Below are 18,062 nucleotides of genomic sequence, written 5' to 3' on the forward strand. Positions count from 1 at the left end.
TTGGTGGAAGCCGCAGACATACGGCGTGCGCCCGTCCCGGGCGCACGCCGCGAAGCCTACCGGGTCCCACCGACACCTCCGCGGCGATCACCCGAGGGCGGAGGCGACGGACACGGCACGGGACGTGACCGCACCCCGTACCCCGGCCACGAGCTCGCGCGCGTCGGGCTCGGCCGCCGACGGCTCGGCGCTGTCACAGCAGTCGGCCTGGGCCATTCGCGTCTCGTACTGCTCCGGCGGATCCTCCGATCCCTGCTCGTGCGGGGCCTCGCCATCCGGCGGGCGCTGTTCACCGTGCTCCTCGGGATCACCGGGGCGCTGATCCCCGCCCGACGATCCGCGCTCAGCCCGGCCTTCCGCGTCCCGCTCGGCGCGGTCCTCGTCCTCGCTCCGCCCGTCGCCCTTCTTCCCCGGCTCCTCCGCCTCGTCGGGCGCCGCCTCCAGCCGCCACCGCTGCTTCGCGGAGCCGTCCCGGTCGGCGACGACCACCTCCCGGCCCGGACCGGGCGCGACGAGCCTGCCCTTGCGCCAGCGGAGCAGGAGTTCGCCGCGCACCGTCAGGTCGTACTGCACCTGCCCGGAGTGCACCGCACAGTCGGCCGACCCGACCGTTCCCCTGCGGACGTGCGCGCCGAGGCAGAGGGCCGGGTCGGCGACGCTGCGCAGCAGACCGTCGTCCTGGTACGACCACTGCTGCGACGCGGCGGACGAGCACACCGCAAGGACGGCTGCGGTCCCGGGCGTGCCGTTGCCGCCGTCGAGGCACAGGTCGAGGGCGAGGTTGCGCAGCCGTCCCCGGGCGACCTCGACGGGATGGGCGGCGGAAGCGGCCGACGGTGTTCCGGCGGAGGGGGCTTCGGACGCCGGGCTCGGGCTCAGGGTGTGGCTGCTGGGCACGCCCCAGGTGGCCTCCGGACCGTGGGCGACACCGTTGTCGCCGGACCAGCTCCTGGCGACGAGCACCGTCGCGAGCAGTGCGAGGGAGGTCAGGCCGACGCCCACGACCACGGCCATGGAAGGTCTGCGCGACAGGGGTCCGGCTGGGCCGGGCCGATGGCGCCCGCCGGTTCTCGGGCGGGCAGTGCCGGGGCGGGCCCGCGGGGGTGTCGGTGGTGCACTGCGGCCGGGGCGTGAGTCGAGATAGCGGCGGGCGCCCCAGCCGAGCACGGTTTCGGCGAGGAGCACGTCCAGGCCGCCGTCGAGACGGCCGAGTTGTTCGGCGGCGTGCCAGCAGTACCGGCACGCCGTCAGATGCTGTTGCACATCCGGCAGCAGGGCTCCCCCGCGGCGCATCGGGACGTCGAGGAGACGGTTGTAGAAACGGCATTCCCTGGACGGCGCGAGTTCCCGGTGGGCGCGTACGCAGCCTGCCCGGAATTGCTCCCGTGCCCGTTCCAGAGCCGCCGACGCGGTCATCGGGTCCACGCCCAGCAGACCGGCCGGTACGGTTATCGGCTCGGCCTCGACCTCGGTGTGCCACAGCAGGCATTGAGAGGCTCCCGGAAGAGCATGGAAAGCGCGCTCTGCGAGGAGCCGCTTTTCCGGTGTCACGGACCGCGCCGCACGCAGTCCGCGGCCGCCGGTGGGTTTGCGGAGTTCCGGCAGCAGAGCCGCCACATCGTCCTCGGCGGCCCATTCCCGTACGGTCTCCCGCACGGTCGCAAGGAGGTGCGGGCGCAGCGCACCGACGGCCGCTCCGCGGCCGGGCACTTGTTGGAACGCGGCGGTGGCCGCCAGCTGCGCCGACACCGCCGAGGAGGCCAGGCAGACGACCGCGTAGTCGTACACCGGGCGCCAGTGCCGGGCCAGCAGCAGAGCTGCGGCCCGGCTGTCCGGGTCGGGGCCGCCCAGCCGGGCAACGAGATCGTGGTCGGACTCCCCCGGGCGCGAACCGGGTCGGGGCGGGTAGGGCGGACGTGGGGGGTAAGGGGGTTGCACTGGACCATTTCCTTCCAAGCCGCAGGACGCGACGCAATGCACGTCCTTCGGAAAGCAGGTGCCTGAATGGTGCGTGCTCATGAGCCCGGCGCAGGCCTTTTGAGCCTGGCCTTTCACCTTCCCGCGGGGTGCCACACTTTCGCACACGCGTCTCACGGGAAACAAGGAGTTCGGGTGACGGATGCTCAATCGGCCATGAATTGCCGCGGGTTACCCCTGGTATCCGCACCAGCATTCGAAATCGCCGGTGCCCCGGACGTCAAGTTGTGTGCATCCAAAGCCGGTTGATCCACAGAATCTCCCCGGAACAGGTTCACTGCCGGGCCCGGGCGTCGAGATCCAGCTGACCGACGCCCGGGCGGCACGGTGCACCGGGGCCCGAATTCACGTACTGGCTCAAGGAGTTCGCCGGCGGACTCGAGGGCGGCGACACCTCGAACCGGCGGGCCGCCACCGGAGCGCGCGGGCGCACAGAAAGGGCCCCGCCGCAGCGACGGGGCCCATCCGATCGCTCGGACTCAGCTGTTGGGACGAAGGGTCCAGACGACGGTCATCTCCGTGGTGACGGCGCCGTCCTCGCGCTGGATGGCGACGGCCACCGGGAACTCGGGGCGCTTGCCCTCGTCGAGTTCGGCGACCACCTCGGCGGCGGGGCGGCCGAGGGTCGCGGTGGCCGTGACAGGACCCAGCGCGATCTTCTTGAACGCGATCTCGGCATGCACCGGCAGCGGTACCGCACGCGAGAGCTGGTCGCCGAACGCGGCCAGGACGATCGCGCCGCTGGCCGACTCGCCGAGGGTGAACATGGCCCCCGCGTGCGGCCCGCCGACGTGGTTGCGGTACTCGCTCTGGTCCGGCAGCGCCAGCACGGCCTTCTCCGGAGTGGTCTCCAGGTACTCGAGGTTCAGGGTCCGAACCATCGGCACCGTGGCGGCGAGCAACTCGCCGATCGACATCTGATCTGCGCTCATGGCCGCATGTTACCCACGGGTAGCCTCGGCTGACCAGATGCAGGTGGTGACGGGCGTATCACGGTGGCCCATGTGGCAGGAGAGCAGGCGTGCCGGGCAGCCCGACCGGAGGGAGCCGCTCCGACTCCCGTTTCGCTACGTCCCTGACAAGGGGCAGTGACCGAATCGTGTCCACAGCGGCACTAGGGTTACCGCTCATGTGGCCAGGACAGCAGCCGCCCGGGGGCGAGCAGAACCCGCAAGGGCAGAACAACCCGTACCAGCAGCCGGGATACCAGCAGCCGAATCCCTATCAGCAGCCCGGCTTCCAGCAGCCCAACCCCTATGCGCAGCAACCGCAGTGGGGCACACCGGCGCCGGCGGGGGCTCCGCAGCCGCAGCCGGGCGGCGGGGGTGACGGCAACCGGACGAAGCTGGTCGCGATCGTGGCGGCCACCGCCGTGGTGGTGGCCGCCGGCGTCACCGGCTTCCTGGTGCTCGGCGGCGACAAGGACGACACGGCGGACGGCGGCACCAAGAAGAAGACGAGCCCGTCACCGTCGGCGCCCGCCGACCCGAGCGGCTCCGCGTCCGGCTCGGACGACAACCCGCGCGGCACCGAGAACGAGAAGCCGACGATCGACGGCTGGAAGGTGGTCGTCAACCCCAAGCGGGGCGTCGCCTTCGACGTGCCGGCCGACTGGGAGGTCGAGTCGCCGGGCCTGAGCATCGGCTTCGAGGACGAGAAGTCGGACGACGCCAAGCCTCTCGCCATCATGTCGGCGCCGGCGTTCTACAAGTCGAAGTGGTGCACGACCGACGAGAACAAGGACGGCCGGACCGAGGACACGGCCCTCGCCGCGGTGGGCTCCAAGGGCGCGGACGGCGCCAAGAACACCGACGAGGTCGCCGTGAACACGGTGGCCTGGTGGGTCTACGGCGGCTACACGCAGCCCGACAAGAAGAGCGTCACGTTCGACGAGAAGGCCAAGCCCTACACCACCACGTCGGGCATCGAGGGCAGCATCGCCTGGGCCCAGTCGACGAACACACCCCGGAAAGGCAAGTGCGCCAGCGACGGCAAGGCGGTCACCTTCGGCTTCAAGAACTCGGCCGGTGATTTCGTGTCGTGGAACTTCTACGGCGCCAAGGGCGTCGACGACGAGGTCCCCAAGGCGACCATCATGAAGATCCTCAGCACGGTGCGGCTGCACGGGGAACCGACCGGGGGCTGACCAGCGGACCGACACCGGCCTCGTGGTGCCGGCCGAGGCCGGATCCGCTTCACCCGATGCCGAAGGCTCCGCCGGGCGGCTCGGGTGACGGTACGGCGTCCTCGTCCCGGACCGGCCGGGCCGCGCCGATGAACTCCCGCAGCCCTGCCCCGTACTCGACGCGGGCCGGGAAGGCGTCGGCGGCGGTACGCCGGGCCAGGGCCGTGGTGTCGAGCGGGCGGTGCGCGGCGAGCAGCACCGCGTTGCCGAAGCGCCGGCCGCGCAGCACGCCCGGTTCGGCGATCAGCGCGAGCTCCCCGAACACCGAGGCGAAGGTGGCCAGTTGGGAGCGCAGGAAGGCGAAGGGCGTGGCATCGGCGAGGTTGGCCAGGTAGACGCCGCCGGGGCGCAGCACCCGCTCGGCCTCGCGGGCGTAGGCGAGGGACGTCAGGTGGGCCGGTACCCGTGAGCCGCCGAAGACGTCGGCGACCACGACGTCCGCACTGTCCGTCGGGGCACCGGCCAGCCAGGCGCGGGCGTCCGCCGCGTGCAGCGTGATGCCGGTGCCGGCGGGGAGCGGCAGGTGCTCCGCGACCAGCTCCAGCAGCCCCCGGTCGGCCTCGACGACGTCCTGCCGGGAGCAAGGCCGGGTCGCGGCCACGTATCGGGGGAGCGTGAGCGCACCCCCACCGAGGTGCAGTACATCCAGCGGCTGTCCCGGCTCCGCGACCGTGTCCAGGACGTGCCCGAGCCGCCGCGTGTACTCGAACTCCAGATGCGTCGGCTCGTCCAGATCGACGTACGACTGCGGCGCCTCGTCGACCGTGAGCAGCCAGGCCCGCTTCCGGTCGATGTCGGGCATCAGCTTGGCGGTCCCGTGATCGACGTCTCGGATCACGGGTATGGGCTCGTTCACGGCTCCATTGTGACGGGACGGCGGGATTCGGCCGCCACCCGGCCGTGGGGTGGGCCCCCGACGCCGGAGCACCGACGTGGCCGGGGCCCGCCTCCGTTCGAGAGGCGGGCCCCGGGTGTGTCAGCCGACGGCTGTCACCGTCCCCGCGCCGACCGTGCGGCCGCCCTCGCGGATGGCGAAGCCGAGGCCGGGCTCCAGCGGCACCTCGCGGCCCAGCTCGACCGTCATGGTGACGGTGTCTCCGGGGCGGGCGACCGCTGTCTCGCCGAGGTCGATGTCGCCGACCACATCTGCGGTGCGGATGTAGAACTGCGGCCGGTAGCCCGTCGACACCGGCGTCGCACGGCCGCCCTCGCGCGCCGACAGCACGTACACCCGGGCCGAGAAGCGGCGGCTGGGCGCCACGCTGCCGGGCGCCGCCACGATGTGGCCGCGCCGCACCGCGTCCCGCGGCACTCCGCGCAGCAGCAGCGCCACGTTGTCCCCGGCCTGCGCCTCCTCCATCGGCTTGCCGAAGGTCTCCAGGCCGGTGACGACGGACTCCAGCCCGGCGCCGAGCACCTCGACCCGGTCGCCGACCCGCACCGTGCCGCGCTCGACGGCGCCCGTGACGACCGTGCCGCGGCCGGTGATGGTGAGCACGTTCTCCACCGGCAGCAGGAACGGCGCGTCCAGGTACCGCTCGGGCATCGGCACATAGGTGTCCACCGCGTCGAGCAGCGCCTCGATGGACGCCGTCCATCGCGGGTCCCCCTCGAGGGCCTTCAGCCCGGAAACCCGTACGACGGGAACGGCGTCGCCGCCGTAGCCGTGCTCCGTGAGCAGGTCGCGGACCTCCAGCTCGACCAGGTCGGTCAGCTCCTCGTCACCGGCGTCGGCCTTGTTGAGGGCGACGACGATGTGGTCGACTCCCACCTGCCGGGCGAGCAGCACGTGTTCGGCCGTCTGCGGCATGATGCCGTCGAGTGCGGAGACGACGAGGATCGCCCCGTCGAGCTGCGCGGCTCCGGTCACCATGTTCTTGACGTAGTCGGCGTGGCCCGGCATGTCCACGTGCGCGTAGTGCCGGGTGTCCGTCTCGTACTCGACGTGCGCGATGTTGATGGTGATGCCGCGCGCCGCCTCCTCCGGGGCCCGGTCGATGCGGTCGAACGGCACGAAGGTGCCGGTGCCGCGCTCGGCGAGGACCTTGGTGATGGCGGCGGTGAGTGTGGTCTTGCCGTGGTCGACGTGGCCCATCGTGCCGATGTTGAGGTGCGGTTTGGTGCGGACGTACGCCGTCTTGGGCATGGCGGTACCTCGAAGTCTCTGCGGAATGCTGAGTGATGGACCCGGCGGAGCGCATGGGCGCGGCCGGGACGGGGACCCCAGGAGACCTGCCGACCCTCCCCCTGCGGGGTCCGCCGGACGATCCGGGGAGGGTCAGCTTCGGGCGCCGTCGACGGTTGCCGTGACGATCAGGACGGCAGCCTTCGGGGCATCCGCTGCGGCGGATGCGGCGAGAACGAAGGCGTACCGGAACATGACGCAGATCATTGCCGACGGTTCGCCCCGCGTCGAATGCTTTTTCCCGCTGCTGCGGAGCCGGGCTCTCTCGCCCCGGCGTTCACGCCCCGATGGTCTTCAGCGCCTCCCGCACCGACAGCGGCGCGAACCGTCCGCGCTCGCGCGCGAGGAAGGCCCGTACGGCCTCGGGGTCGGTCTTGGCGTACTCGCGCAGACACCAGCCGATGGCCTTGCGGACGAAGAAGTCCGGGTGGCCGGACTGGCGCAGGCAGTAGGTGAAGAGGCGTTCGGTGTCGGTGCGTTCCTTGTAGCGCAGCTGGTGGAGCAGGGCCGTGCGGGCGACCCACAGATCGTCGTCCACGATCCAGGCGTCCATGTCACGCTTCAGCCCCGGGTCGGCGGCCACCAGGGCGCCCACCACATGGGCGGCGATCAGGTCCACGGTGTCCCACCAGGAGACGGTGGTGACGAGCTGCCGGGCCACCGGCAGGAAGGCGGACGAGCAGCGCCCCACGTGGCGGCGCAGATAGTCGACGGCGAAGTAGTGGTACTCGCGCTCCGGGAGCTGCCAGCAGCGCAGGGCGACGGCAGCGCAGTCGGCCTCGTCGGGGCGGGCCGTGCCGGCCACGACAGTGCGGGACAGGGCGCGGCGCACGGGCGTGGTCAGGCCGAGGAACGGCGCCACGTCCTTCATGTACGCGCGCATGGGCCCGGCACGCTCGGAGTCGGCGGCTGCGGCATACGTCACAGTCAGCCGTTCCAGCAGCGTGTCGGCGAGCACGCTGCGCGGGACACCCACCGTTCCCGTACCTGTGACGCCCATGAGACGAACCATACGGCGATCACACATATCTGTCGGTTAGTGTCACCGGATGCTCGATGCCACCACCCGCTCCGGGGGCACCGCCACGGCCGCTTCCCAGGCCGCCACCAAGGCCTCTCCCCAGGCCACCACAACTGTCCCGGAACTCGCGGCCGCAGTCCCCGGCGCCGGCACCGTCCCCGTCCGGCTCGGTCTCACCGCGCGCTGCGCGAGAGGCCTGCTCTCGCCCTGGTCCCGGTTCTCGCTGCTCGTCGCGCTGCTCGTGGGAGCCGCGTCGGCGGTGCTGCTCTTCGAACCGCAGCGGCTGCTGGCGCACGGCTGGCCGCCTCAGCTGGGCGGTGTGGCCGCGGCGCTCGTGTTCGCGGTGGCGTACGGACTGGTCACCGTGGCGTTCGTGCCGCGGCCGCTGCTGAGCCTGGCGGCAGGTGCGCTGTTCGGCTCGCAGCTGGGCATCGCGACGGCGGTCGCGGGTTCGGTGCTCGGCGCGGGGATCGCCTTCGGGCTCGGCCGGGTGCTGGGCCAGGACGCGCTGCGCCCGCTGCTGCGGGGCAGGCTACTGACCACCGTCGACGGTCAGTTCAGCCGGCACGGGTTCCGTTCGATGCTGGCGGTGCGGCTGTTCCCGGGCGTGCCCTTCTGGGCGGCGAACTACTGCGCCGCCGTGTCCCGCATGGGCTGGCTGCCGTTCCTGCTCGCGACGGCGCTCGGGACGCTCCCGAACACCGCCGCGTACGTCGTCGCCGGCGCCCGTGCCTCCACGCCGACGTCGCCCGCCTTTCTCATCGCGATGGCCTGCATCGCCGTACCGGGCCTGGTGGGCGCGGTGGTGGCCTGGCGCAAGCGTCACCATCTGCGGGGGCGCTGACCGCAGGTCACACGGCTTGCAGGATCATCGCGTTGGCGAGGCCGCCCGCCTCGCACATCGTCTGCAGGGCGTAGCGGGCGCCACGCTCGCGCATGGCGTGCACGAGGGTGGTGGTCAGCCGGGTGCCGCTCGCGCCGAGCGGGTGACCGAGGGCGATCGCACCGCCGTGCACGTTGACCTTGGCGAGGTCGGCGCCGGTCTCCTGCTGCCAGGCCAGAACGACGCTGGAGAAGGCCTCGTTGACCTCGAACAGGTCGATGTCGTCCAGGGTCAGGGAGGCCCTGCGCAGCACCTTCTCCGTCGCCGGGATGACGCCGGTGAGCATCAGCAGCGGGTCGGAGCCGGTGACGGCGAAGCTGTGCAGCCGGGCGAGGGGGCGCAGGCCGAGGCGGGCCGCGGTCTCGCTCGAGGTGATGAGGACGGCGGAGGCGCCGTCGTTGATGGGGCTGGCGTTGCCCGCGGTGACGTTCCACTCGATCTGCGGGAAGCGCTCGGCGAACCCGGGGTCGTAGTAGGCGGGCTTGAGGCCGGCCAGGATCTCCGGGCTGCTGCCCGGACGCACGCACTCGTCGCGCGCGACGCCCTCCAGGGGTGCGACCTCGGCGTCGAAGAGGCCGCCCGCCCAGGCCGCGGCGGCCTTCTGGTGCGAGGAGACGGCGAAGGCGTCCATCTGCTCGCGCGTGATGGACCACTTGGCGGCGATGAGCTCGGCGCTGATGCCCTGCGGAACCAGGCCCTCCGGGTAGCGCTCGGCGACGCCGGGTCCGAAAGGATCCTTGCCGGCCGGGACGTTCGACCACATCGGCACACGGCTCATCGACTCGACGCCACAGGCGACCACGAGGTCGTACGCGCCCGACATGACGCCCTGCGCCGCAAAGTGCACGGCCTGCTGGGACGAACCGCACTGGCGGTCCACCGTGGTCGCCGGGACCGTCTCGGGGAAGCCGGCCGAGAGCACGGCGTACCGGGTGGTGTTCATGGCCTGTTCGCCGACCTGGTCGACGGTGCCGCCGATGACGTCGTCGATGAGCGCCGGGTCGACGCCGGAGCGCTCGACGAGGGTGCGCAGGGTGTGGGCGAGGAGTTCGACGGGGTGGACGTGGGCGAGCGAGCCGTTCGGCTTGCCCTTGCCCACGGGGGTGCGTACGGCTTCGACGATGACTGCGTCACGCATGGTGCGGGCCTCCTTGGCCGCCGGGACGATCACTGCAGCGATCAACCGGCCCGACCGAACACCCGATCGACCGGCCGGGCGACCGGCTCGCTACTAGTGAGTAGGAAATCCAAACTCACCATAGCCCGGCAGGTTGGAAAATCAAACCCTCCCATATGCTGGGCTCCATGGCCGCCACCAAAGACCCGCGCCCCTGCTCGATCGCCGACGCCCTGGCACTGGTCGGCGAGAAGTACTCCCTGCTCGTCCTGAGGGAGGTGTGCCTGGGCAACGGCCGCTTCGACCAGCTCGTGCGCAACATCGGCGCCCCGCGCGACATCCTGGCGACGCGGCTGCGCCGCCTGGTGGACGCCGGAATCCTCACGAAGCGTGCCTACAACGAACGCCCGCAGCGCTTCGAGTACCGGCCCACCCAGGCAGGGCTCGAACTGGAGCCGGTCCTGCTGACCCTCATGGAGTGGGGCAACCGCCACCTGCGCAGCGAGGACGACCGCCCCATGGTGATGGAGCACGTCTGCGGCAACGAACTGGTCCCCGTGGTCACCTGCCGGGCCTGCGGCGACCCGGTGGCCCACGAGGACCTGACGCCCCACCCGCAGGCCCCGGGCTGGACGGTGACGGGGCCTGCGGCGGCGTGAACGCCGACTAGCCGGCGGGATACACCTCGAGCCGCCCGCACATCCCGAACTTCCCGCGCGCCGAGGGCTGTTCAGCTCGTACGACGGCTTCCGCGAGGTGGGACACATCCCCCTGTTCGAGCCGGTCGAGCTGCTCCCCCGTCACCGAGGCGGCCGCCTGGGCACCGCGGCGCCAGCGCTCACGCCACTCGGCGAGCCGGGGCCGGACCAGCGCGGCCGCGGCGCGGTGGAACTCGGCCAGGGCCTCGGGCCCCTCGGCCCTCAGCACCCGGTAGCCCTCGAGGGCGAGGTCGCGCCGCGCGCGGGCGATGCGCTCCTGCTCCGCCACGGGCGCGTCGGCCGGGATCACCGTCGCGGCGGCGTACGTCTCCGGATCGGTGAGGTACTTCGGCGGCAGGGTCAGCACCGCGTCCCCCGCCTCCGGCAGCCCGCTGTTCTGCATCAGGACGGTGATGCGGAGACCGGTGTCGTTGACGAGGCGGTGGATCGTGCCGGGCGTGAACCACGCGACCGTGCCGGGCGCGAGGGGCGTGACCTCGTACCCGGACGTCGTGAGCGTCTGCACGGCACCCCGGCCGGCGGTGACGACGTACGCCTCCGAACACGTCAGATGCATATGGGGAGTTCCGCCGCACAACCCGTCCGCCGCCGGCCAATCGTAGACGGACAGGTGGGAGACGGCGACCCCGCCCGGGAGCCCGGTGAAGGCTCCGGGCAGCCCGGCGGACTCAGTGCTGCTCACCATGGATGCGCCTCCAGGTACTTGGCGATCTCCTCCCGTTCCCAGGCCCCGTCGGCGACGACGACCCGGTAGCGGCGGGCGAGGGTGTCGCCGGGTGCCAGTTCCAGTTCCTCGTGGAAGGCCCAGGAGGGGGCGACGGCGGCGAACGGCTCGTTGCGGACGAACCAGTGCGCAGGGTGGGTGCCCCCGGCTCCGGTGTGGTCGTTCTCCGGGGCGTGCGCGAACACGAGCGTCGCGTGCCCGTCGAGGCCGTCGTGCTCCCCCGAGTACGCCAGCCAGGGGGCCTGCTCCCCCATCAGCTCCGGCCCCTCGCTGTCGGGCCCGAGGACGCGCCCGTCCCGGAAGGCCCTCGGCCCCCGCCAGAACAGGCCCGTGTAGCCGGCCATCTCGCGGCCCGCGGTGGTCGGGCTGCCGAACAGCAGCGCCTCGTCCCGCCGGTTGGTGATGGCGCTCGTCCAGGTCAGCTCCCACGATCCGGCCGCCGGATCCACGTCGTGCACCTCGATCCGGCGCTCCTCGTCGGCCCACAGCTCCCCGGTGTACGGGTGCCAGGTGAGCCGCTCGGCGATCACCACGCGGGAACCGTCCGAGGTGACCTCGTCGAAGCCGAGGTGCGCCATCGCGCCGACGCGCTCCGGAAGCGCGAGATATCCCTCGCCATGAACATATGTGTTGCCGCCCCACAGGTTCTGGCCGGAGAGATGGGAGGCCGTCATCTGCAGGCCCTTGTGCCACCGGTGGTCGTTGGGCCGGTAGTCCGTGACGACGGCGCCCGCCAGGGTCCGGATCGGGTGCAGATACGGCTTCGGGGCCTCCCAGGCCGACTCGGGCCGGTAGACGTAGCTGAAGAGTTCGACGCCGGTGGTGGGTTCGGTGACCGTGATCCGGTCGCCGTGCGCGTGGACGATCTGCAGGCCGGTCATGCGGGCACCTCCTGGCTCGGGGCGGATTCGGACACGACGGGTGCCCAGCCGGGCGCGCCCCCGTGCAGCGCCGTGTAGTACGGGTCGCCGGGGCCGATCTCACCTCGCCGGACCGTCGTGTCCGTGAACGCCGACTTGTACAGCGCGGTGATCAGCTCCAGGCTCTTGCGGCCGTCCGGCCCGCTGCTGCGCGGCCGCTCGCCCGCGCGCATGCTCGCGACCAGCTCGCGCAGCTGCGCCAGATGCGAGCTGGGCATGTCGGCGCCGAAGTCCTGCCAGGCCATGGCGTCCGCCTCCGGCACGTCCGGCGCCGGGGTGATGCGCCAGTCGGCGTTGGCGTGGCCGTACAGGTGGGTGAGTTCGACGGTGGCGCGCTCGCAGTCGACGCGGATGCGGCTGACCTCGTCGGGGCTGAGGACGCTGTTCACGACGGTCGCCATGGTGCCGTTCTCGAAGCGGACCAGGGCCGTCGAGACGTCCTCGGTCTCCACGTCGTGCACCAGCCGGCCGGCCATCGCGCGCACCTCGCTCCACGGCCCGAGCAGATCGAGCAGCAGATCCATCTGGTGGATCCCGTGTCCCATGGCGGGGCCGCCGCCCTCCGTATGCCAGCGTCCGCGCCAGGGGACGGCGTAGTAGGCGGCGTCGCGGTACCAGGTGGTCTGGCAGTGCGCCACCAGCGGCCGGCCCATGGCCTGCTCCGCGAGCAGCCGGCGTACGTGCCGGGCGCCGGAGCCGAACCGGTGCTGGAAGACGATCGAGGCGTACGGCCCGCCGGCCTGCCCCTCCGCCGCCTCGACGGCGTCGAAGTCGGCGAGCGTGGGCACCGGCGGCTTTTCGCACCACACCCAGGCGCCGGAGCGCAGGGCGGCAACGGTCTGCTCGCGGTGCAGCGTCGGCGGCGTGCAGATGGTGACCAGGTCGGGCTGCTGTTCCCGCAGCATCAGTTCCAGGTCGGTGTACGCGTGCGGGATCCCGCCCGTCGCACAGAACTCCCGGACCGCGGCGGCGTCGATGTCGACCGCCGCGACGACCTCCGTCTCACCCTCCTCGGCGAGCCGGCCAGGGCGGGCAGATGAAGCCGCGGGCGATGCCGCCCGTGCCGATGACGGCGGTTCTGACGGGGCGGCCGGAGAGCGGGGCGGAGGGGGATCGGGAGGCCTGGGGATCGTCTGTCGGGGATGTCTCGGACGCCGTGGGTGTCGCGGATGTCACACGTGTCACCGGTGTCGCAGGCGTGGGCATGGACCTGATCAGCACTCCTCCGGGGTTCTGGGCATGTAGCAAGCGCTTTCCCCACTGCAACGTAGGCCCGCCGCCGCAACCGGTCAACACCCCGAACCGATCACCGTCGATCACCCCGGCAAGCCCCTGTGCCGGGCCCGATCTCTCGGGACGCTACCCTTCCCCTCGACACAACCGATCACCGCGCGTGGAGGCTCGGTGTGTCCGTCGTCCGTTCCACGATCGGCACTTGGACTCCGTAACTTCATGTCTTGGTTCGAATCACTCATCCTCGGACTCGTCCAGGGGCTGACCGAATTCCTCCCCGTGTCCTCCAGCGCGCACCTGCGCCTGACCGCAGCCTTCTCCGGCTGGGAGGACCCGGGCGCCGCCTTCACGGCGATCACGCAGATCGGCACGGAGATCGCCGTGCTGATCTACTTCCGCCAGGACATCGGACGCATCGTCTCCGCCTGGTTCCGCTCCCTCTACGACAAGGCGTGGCGCAGTGACCACGACGCGCAGATGGGCTGGCTGGTGATCGTCGGCTCGATCCCGATCGGGCTGCTCGGTGTCACGTTCAAGGACCAGATCGAGGGGCCGTTCCGAGATCTGCGGATCACCGCGACGATGCTGATCGTGGTCGGCGTGATCATCGGCATCGCCGACCGGATGGCGGCCCGCGACGAGAGCGGGGGCCGGCACCGGGCGCCGAGCCAGCGCAAGGAACTGAAGGACCTGGGCGTCAAGGACGGCCTGATCTTCGGCCTCTGCCAGGCCATGGCCCTCGTCCCGGGCGTCTCCCGCTCCGGTGCCACCATCAGCGGCGGCCTCTTCATGGGCTACCGGCGCGAGGCCGCGGCCCGCTACTCGTTCCTGCTCGCGATTCCCGCGGTGCTCGCCTCGGGCCTGTTCGAACTGAACGACGCGATGGAGACCGGCCATGTGTCGTGGGGGCCGACGATCTTCGCGACGGTGATCGCCTTCGGCACGGGGTACGCGGTCATCGCCTGGTTCATGAAGTTCATCTCGACCAAGAGCTTCATGCCGTTCGTCTGGTACCGCATAGCGCTCGGCATCGTGATCGTCGCGCTGGTGACGATGGGCGTCCTGAGCCCCCACGCGGCGGAGTCGGCGGGCTGACACGCCGGGGTGGTGACCAAGCCCATACGGGATGAGTAGCCGCCCGGTAGCGCAGTGTCAGTGCTTGCCCCTAGGCTTGCTCGCATGTCCCCTGACTCCATGGCCCCTGGTTCCGTGCGGTCTGCTGCCGAGGTGAACGAGCAGATCCGTGAGCTGTGGCTGCGTGCGGGCGGCACGCTGTCGGCTCAGGAGCGGGCGGAGTACGAACTGTTGGTGGTCGAGTGGGCCGCGGCCGTCCGCGGCGAGGTCATCGAGGCGGCCTGAGGCGACGGCGTGGAACACCTCACCGACGTGCCGCCGCGGCGCGGTCTCGTCGTCTTCCTCAACGGCACATCCAGTTCCGGCAAGTCGAGCATCGCGGCCGAGTTGCTGCGGATCCTCGACGAACCGTACTTCCACATGCCGGTCGACGCCTTCCACGCGATGCGCTCCCGCACCCCCGTCCCTCCGGACCAGCTGGACACGATGTTGCACCGGACCTGGCAGGGCTACCACCGCGCGGTGGCCGCAATGGCCGCTGCCGGCAACAACGTCGTCATGGACCACATTCTCAGCGCGGAGTGGCGGCTCCGGGACTGCCTGTCGCTGTTCGTACCGCAGGACGTGGTCCTCGTGGGCGTGCACTGCCCCATGGACGAGCTGGAGCGGCGAGAGCGTGAGCGCGGGAACCGGCCCGCCGGACTCGCCGCCCGCCAGCTGAAGCAGGTCCACGCCCACGGCGTCTACGACATCGAGTGCGACACCAGCGTCTCCGACCCCCTCGAATGCGCCCGCCGCATCAAGGGCTTCCTGCCCGCCAGACCCACCCCCACCGCCTTCCAGCGCCTGCGCACGGGCAGCTGACGACGCTCACCGCCTCCCGCCCCGCATCACCGCCCTCCGTCGCACAGGAGGCGTCCACGACCACCGAATATCACGGCACGCCCTCTTGGCGCGGCCCGTCCCGTGCCCAACACTGAGCCGATGACGCAGCGTGTGGAGCTCGCGGCCGTGATGGACCGGCTCGCCGTCGACGGACTGATCACCGACTACGCCGTGGCAGTGGACGACGGCGACTGGGAGGCGTACCGAAATCTGTTCACACCGGACGGACGGGCGGACTACCGCTCGGCCGGCGGTATCGAAGGCGACGCCCGCCAGGTGGCCGCGTGGCTCGCCGAGAGCCTGCGGGTGTTCTCGATGCGGCAGCATCTGATCGTCAACCGCCGGATGCGGTTCGACGTTCTGGAGCGGGACACCGGCGACACAGCACGGGTCCAGGCCGACTACGTCAATCCGATGCGTTTCGCCGGCGAGGGCTCCCCGGAGCCCGACTTCGTGTGCGGCGGCCGGTACGCCTTCGGGCTGCTGCGGACCGACGACGGCTGGCGGCTGCGCGAGGTGATCGTCCAGGAGAAGTGGCGGCGACTGCCCGAGAAGGCCGAAGCACCCGTGATCACCTGAGCCGACGCCCTCTGTACCGAGATCGTCGGCAGCGCGCACACTGGATCCACGGGTAGGGAGGCGCCGTATGAAGACGTTGGGCCGCTGGCTCGCCTCCCCGTGGCGGCGTTCCGCGGTCGCCGTGGCGGCGGGTGCCCTGCCCATGCTCGCCTTTCCCGCCCCGTCCCTGTGGTGGTTCGCCTTCGTCGCCCTGGTCCCGTGGATCCTGCTCGCCCGTACCGCGCCGACCGGGCAGCGAGCGCTGTACGACGGCTGGTGCGGCGGCTTCGGCTTCATGCTGGCCGTGCACCACTGGCTGTTGCCGAACCTGCATGTGTTCACGTTCGTCATCGCTGCGCTGCTCGGCGCGCTCTGGGCGCCCTGGGGGTGGCTGGTACGGCGGTTGCTCTCCGGAGCGCCGTCGCCGGGCCGGATCGCGGCCGCCCTGCTCGTCCTGCCCTCGGGTTGGCTGGTGGTGGAGCTGGTCCGTTCCTGGCAGGGACTGGGTGGCCCGTGGGGCATGCTGGGCGCCAGTCAGTGGCAGCTGGAACCGGCGCTGCGGCTCGCCTCGGTGGGCGGGGTGTGGCTGCTCAGCCTCCTGCTGGTGGTCGTCAACGTCGCCGTCGCCGTCCTCGTCGCGGTGCGCAGGTCTCGGGTGCCGGCGGTGGCCGGTCTGGTCGCCACGGCGGCGGTCGGCTCGGCGGCGTGGATGTGGTCGCCGCGTCCCGAGACCGACGGCCATGTCCGGGTGGCGGTCGTGCAGCCGGGGGTCGTGTCCGGCCCCGACCGCCGGTTCGACCGCGAGGAGCAACTGACCCGACAGCTCGCCGGGCAGGACGTCGACCTGATCGTCTGGGGCGAGAGCAGTGTCGGCTTCGACCTCGGCGCCCGCCCCGACCTTGCGCAACGCATCGCGGCACTGTCACGCGAGACCGCCGCGCCGATCCTGGTCAACGTCGACGCGCGGCGCTCGGACCGGCCCGGCATCTACAAGAGCTCGATCCTGATCGGCCCCGACGGCCTGACCGGCGAACGCTACGACAAGATGCGGCTGGTCCCCTTCGGCGAGTACGTCCCGGCCCGCTCGCTGCTCGGCTGGGCGACGTCCGTCGGTGAGGCGGCGCGCGAGGACCGCAGGCGGGGCACCGCGCAGGTGGTGATGGATGTGGGCGACGGGCTGCGGATCGGCCCGATGGTCTGCTTCGAGTCGGCGTTCCCCGACATGAGCCGTCACCTCGCCGAGGACGGCGCGGACATACTCGTCGCCCAGTCGGCGACGTCCACGTTCCAGCAGAGCTGGGCGCCCGCGCAGCACGCCTCGCTCGCCGCCCTGCGCGCCGCGGAGTCCGGCCGCCCGATGGTGCACGCGACGCTGACCGGCGTCTCCGCCGTCCACGGACCGGAAGGGCAGCGGATCGGTCCTTGGCTCGGTACGGACGCGAGCACCACGCAGGTCTACGAGGTGCCGCTGGCGGACGGTGTCACGCCGTACGTCCGCTTCGGCGACTGGCCGGTGTACGGGGCCGTGCTGGCGCTCGCCGCCCTCGGTGTCACCGAGGGGGCGCTACGGGGCCGGCGGCCGCGCCCGCGCGCTCCAGGACCGCGAGTACCACCCGCTCGCACAGCTCGTGAGTCGCCAGCGCGTCCCGGGCGCTGAGCAGCCGGCCCGCGCGCACGGCGTCCAGGAAGGCCAGCACCGCCTGCTCGATACCGCGCTGGCGGGCCACCGGCACCCAGTCCCCGCGCCGTCGCACCGTCGGCTGCCCCTTGTGGTCGATCACCTCGGCGAGGTTGAGCACCTGCCGCTTGGTGTCCTGCCCGGAGACCTCCAGGATCTCCTCATTGGAGCCGCTGAGCCGGTTCATGACACCCAGCGCGGTGAAGCCGTCGCCAGCCAGTTGCAGCACCACATGGTGGACCAGCCCGTGCTCGGTCCGGGCCCGCACCGTCACGTCGTCGATCTGGCCCGGCACCAGGAAGCGCAGTGTGTCGACGACGTGGATGAAGTCGTCGAGGATCATCGTGCGCGGCTCCTCCGGGAGCCCGATCCGGTTCTTCTGCATCAGGATGAGCTCGCGCGGATGCTCGGCACACTGCGCGTACGCCGGCGCGTGCCGCCGGTTGAAGCCGACGGCGAGGCTCACACTCCGTTCCTCGGCGAGCGCCACGAGCCGTTGGGAGTCGGCGAGTTCGTACGCCAGCGGCTTGTCGACGTACGTCGGCACGCCCGCCTGGAGCAGCTGGGTGACGATCTCGGGGTGCACGTCGGTCGGCGCGTGCACGAAGGCGGCGTCGAGGCCCTGGGCGAGGAGGTCGTCGAGGGCGGTGTGCCGCTGGGCCTGCGGCAGGTGGAGGCTGTCGGCGACTCGGACGAGGGTCGCCGGGGTGCGGGTCTGCAGGTGCAGATCGACTCCGGGCTGGACGGCGAGTACCGGCAGATATGCCTTCTGCGCGATGTCGCCGAGTCCGATGCAGCCGACCTTCACTGGTTCTCCTCCACCGCCTGCCTGCGCCTGTTCCGACGGAAGCATACGGCTGCTGCGGCGGCCGCCGGCCGGCGCTGTCGCCGAAGCTGCGCAGG

The 18,062-nt window shown here is 71.6% G+C and carries 17 protein-coding genes and 1 pseudogene; 8 read left to right on the top strand and 10 right to left on the bottom strand.

The window, feature by feature from the left end; translation table 11 throughout:
• Nucleotides 1-87: 87 nt before the first annotated feature.
• On the bottom strand, nt 88-1,938 hold the full coding sequence (locus tag StrepF001_RS02765) for an RICIN domain-containing protein (protein ID WP_240797268.1): 1,851 nt from the start codon (nt 1,936-1,938) through the stop codon (nt 88-90).
• A 518-nt stretch (nt 1,939-2,456) separates the two neighbouring features.
• The gene (locus tag StrepF001_RS02770) at nt 2,457-2,894 is read right to left on the bottom strand and encodes a DUF4442 domain-containing protein (RefSeq protein ID WP_129797489.1); all 438 of its coding nucleotides are present in this window, start codon (nt 2,892-2,894) and stop codon (nt 2,457-2,459) included.
• A 212-nt stretch (nt 2,895-3,106) separates the two neighbouring features.
• On the opposite strand from StrepF001_RS02770, the gene StrepF001_RS02775 reads away from it, so the two are divergent.
• Complete coding sequence (locus StrepF001_RS02775; protein WP_129796672.1) at nt 3,107-4,123, top strand: hypothetical protein; 1,017 nt, start codon at nt 3,107-3,109, stop codon at nt 4,121-4,123.
• A gap of 49 nt (nt 4,124-4,172) precedes the next feature.
• On the opposite strand, the gene StrepF001_RS02780 is transcribed toward StrepF001_RS02775, so the two are convergent.
• The 3 genes from StrepF001_RS02780 to StrepF001_RS02790 all read right to left on the bottom strand — a co-directional run bounded on the left by StrepF001_RS02780 (nt 4,173) and on the right by StrepF001_RS02790 (nt 7,347).
• On the bottom strand, nt 4,173-5,018 hold the full coding sequence (locus StrepF001_RS02780) for a fused MFS/spermidine synthase (RefSeq protein WP_129796673.1): 846 nt from the start codon (nt 5,016-5,018) through the stop codon (nt 4,173-4,175).
• Between the two features lie 120 nt (nt 5,019-5,138).
• A complete protein-coding gene (gene tuf / locus StrepF001_RS02785; protein ID WP_129796674.1) occupies nt 5,139-6,308 on the bottom strand; it encodes an elongation factor Tu in 1,170 nt (389 codons plus the stop codon).
• A gap of 316 nt (nt 6,309-6,624) precedes the next feature.
• Complete coding sequence (locus StrepF001_RS02790; RefSeq protein ID WP_129796675.1) at nt 6,625-7,347, bottom strand: DNA alkylation repair protein; 723 nt, start codon at nt 7,345-7,347, stop codon at nt 6,625-6,627.
• A 49-nt stretch (nt 7,348-7,396) separates the two neighbouring features.
• On the opposite strand from StrepF001_RS02790, the gene StrepF001_RS02795 reads away from it, so the two are divergent.
• A complete protein-coding gene (locus StrepF001_RS02795; RefSeq protein WP_129796676.1) occupies nt 7,397-8,212 on the top strand; it encodes a TVP38/TMEM64 family protein in 816 nt (271 codons plus the stop codon).
• A 7-nt stretch (nt 8,213-8,219) separates the two neighbouring features.
• Here the strand turns inward: StrepF001_RS02795 and StrepF001_RS02800 are convergent, their stop codons facing one another.
• Nucleotides 8,220-9,389: a thiolase family protein gene (locus tag StrepF001_RS02800; RefSeq protein ID WP_129796677.1), complete on the bottom strand. Its 1,170-nt coding sequence runs from the start codon at nt 9,387-9,389 to the stop codon at nt 8,220-8,222.
• A 167-nt stretch (nt 9,390-9,556) separates the two neighbouring features.
• Here StrepF001_RS02800 and StrepF001_RS02805 point away from each other — a divergent pair, with 167 nt between their 5' ends.
• Nucleotides 9,557-10,027 (top strand): helix-turn-helix domain-containing protein, encoded by a 471-nt coding sequence (locus StrepF001_RS02805; RefSeq protein WP_129796678.1) that lies wholly within the window; start codon nt 9,557-9,559, stop codon nt 10,025-10,027.
• Nucleotides 10,028-10,034: 7 nt separating this feature from the next.
• Here StrepF001_RS02805 and StrepF001_RS02810 read toward each other — a convergent pair whose 3' ends face one another.
• The 3 genes and pseudogenes from StrepF001_RS02810 to StrepF001_RS02820 form a co-directional block, all read right to left on the bottom strand.
• On the bottom strand, nt 10,035-10,772 hold the full coding sequence (locus StrepF001_RS02810) for a cupin (protein ID WP_129796679.1): 738 nt from the start codon (nt 10,770-10,772) through the stop codon (nt 10,035-10,037).
• Entirely contained in the window at nt 10,766-11,692 is a 927-nt protein-coding gene (locus tag StrepF001_RS02815; protein ID WP_129796680.1) for a PmoA family protein, read from the bottom strand. The genes StrepF001_RS02810 and StrepF001_RS02815 overlap by 7 nt, the downstream gene beginning before the upstream one ends.
• Nucleotides 11,689-12,937, bottom strand: a pseudogene (locus StrepF001_RS02820) (Gfo/Idh/MocA family oxidoreductase). Before StrepF001_RS02820 ends, StrepF001_RS02815 begins: the two are co-directional and overlap by 4 nt.
• Nucleotides 12,938-13,183: 246 nt before the next feature.
• Between StrepF001_RS02820 and StrepF001_RS02825 the strand changes: the two are divergent.
• From StrepF001_RS02825 to lnt, 5 genes are all read left to right on the top strand, one after another.
• Complete coding sequence (locus StrepF001_RS02825; RefSeq protein WP_129796681.1) at nt 13,184-14,059, top strand: undecaprenyl-diphosphate phosphatase; 876 nt, start codon at nt 13,184-13,186, stop codon at nt 14,057-14,059.
• A gap of 84 nt (nt 14,060-14,143) precedes the next feature.
• A complete protein-coding gene (locus StrepF001_RS02830) occupies nt 14,144-14,323 on the top strand; it encodes a hypothetical protein (RefSeq protein WP_129796682.1) in 180 nt (59 codons plus the stop codon).
• 9 nt (nt 14,324-14,332) lie between these two features.
• Nucleotides 14,333-14,902: an AAA family ATPase gene (locus StrepF001_RS02835; RefSeq protein WP_129796683.1), complete on the top strand. Its 570-nt coding sequence runs from the start codon at nt 14,333-14,335 to the stop codon at nt 14,900-14,902.
• A gap of 120 nt (nt 14,903-15,022) precedes the next feature.
• Complete coding sequence (locus tag StrepF001_RS02840) at nt 15,023-15,502, top strand: nuclear transport factor 2 family protein (RefSeq protein WP_129796684.1); 480 nt, start codon at nt 15,023-15,025, stop codon at nt 15,500-15,502.
• A 67-nt stretch (nt 15,503-15,569) separates the two neighbouring features.
• Nucleotides 15,570-17,138: an apolipoprotein N-acyltransferase gene (gene lnt, locus StrepF001_RS02845; RefSeq protein ID WP_129796685.1), complete on the top strand. Its 1,569-nt coding sequence runs from the start codon at nt 15,570-15,572 to the stop codon at nt 17,136-17,138.
• On the opposite strand, the gene StrepF001_RS02850 is transcribed toward lnt, so the two are convergent.
• Entirely contained in the window at nt 17,032-17,967 is a 936-nt protein-coding gene (locus tag StrepF001_RS02850; protein WP_129796686.1) for a Gfo/Idh/MocA family oxidoreductase, read from the bottom strand. The two genes, lnt and StrepF001_RS02850, sit on opposite strands and share 107 nt — an antisense overlap.
• Nucleotides 17,968-18,062 lie beyond the last annotated feature (95 nt).

It is taken from the genome of Streptomyces sp. F001 (assembly GCF_004187715.1).
In the GTDB taxonomy this organism is placed as follows: domain Bacteria; phylum Actinomycetota; class Actinomycetes; order Streptomycetales; family Streptomycetaceae; genus Streptomyces; species Streptomyces flavusporus.

What these genes read in the sequence shown, in the direction of transcription:
- StrepF001_RS02770 (WP_129797489.1), bottom strand. Translation starts at nt 2,894, where the DNA reads ATGTCGATCGGCGAGTTGCTCGCCGCCACGGTGCCGATGGTTCGGACC.
- StrepF001_RS02775 (WP_129796672.1), top strand. Translation starts at nt 3,107, where the DNA reads ATGTGGCCAGGACAGCAGCCGCCCGGGGGCGAGCAGAACCCGCAAGGG.
- tuf (WP_129796674.1), bottom strand. Translation starts at nt 6,308, where the DNA reads ATGCCCAAGACGGCGTACGTCCGCACCAAACCGCACCTCAACATCGGC.
- StrepF001_RS02790 (WP_129796675.1), bottom strand. Translation starts at nt 7,347, where the DNA reads ATGGGCGTCACAGGTACGGGAACGGTGGGTGTCCCGCGCAGCGTGCTC.
- StrepF001_RS02795 (WP_129796676.1), top strand. Translation starts at nt 7,397, where the DNA reads ATGCTCGATGCCACCACCCGCTCCGGGGGCACCGCCACGGCCGCTTCC.
- StrepF001_RS02800 (WP_129796677.1), bottom strand. Translation starts at nt 9,389, where the DNA reads ATGCGTGACGCAGTCATCGTCGAAGCCGTACGCACCCCCGTGGGCAAG.
- StrepF001_RS02805 (WP_129796678.1), top strand. Translation starts at nt 9,557, where the DNA reads ATGGCCGCCACCAAAGACCCGCGCCCCTGCTCGATCGCCGACGCCCTG.
- StrepF001_RS02810 (WP_129796679.1), bottom strand. Translation starts at nt 10,772, where the DNA reads ATGGTGAGCAGCACTGAGTCCGCCGGGCTGCCCGGAGCCTTCACCGGG.
- StrepF001_RS02815 (WP_129796680.1), bottom strand. Translation starts at nt 11,692, where the DNA reads ATGACCGGCCTGCAGATCGTCCACGCGCACGGCGACCGGATCACGGTC.
- StrepF001_RS02825 (WP_129796681.1), top strand. Translation starts at nt 13,184, where the DNA reads ATGTCTTGGTTCGAATCACTCATCCTCGGACTCGTCCAGGGGCTGACC.
- StrepF001_RS02830 (WP_129796682.1), top strand. Translation starts at nt 14,144, where the DNA reads ATGTCCCCTGACTCCATGGCCCCTGGTTCCGTGCGGTCTGCTGCCGAG.
- StrepF001_RS02840 (WP_129796684.1), top strand. Translation starts at nt 15,023, where the DNA reads ATGACGCAGCGTGTGGAGCTCGCGGCCGTGATGGACCGGCTCGCCGTC.
- lnt (WP_129796685.1), top strand. Translation starts at nt 15,570, where the DNA reads ATGAAGACGTTGGGCCGCTGGCTCGCCTCCCCGTGGCGGCGTTCCGCG.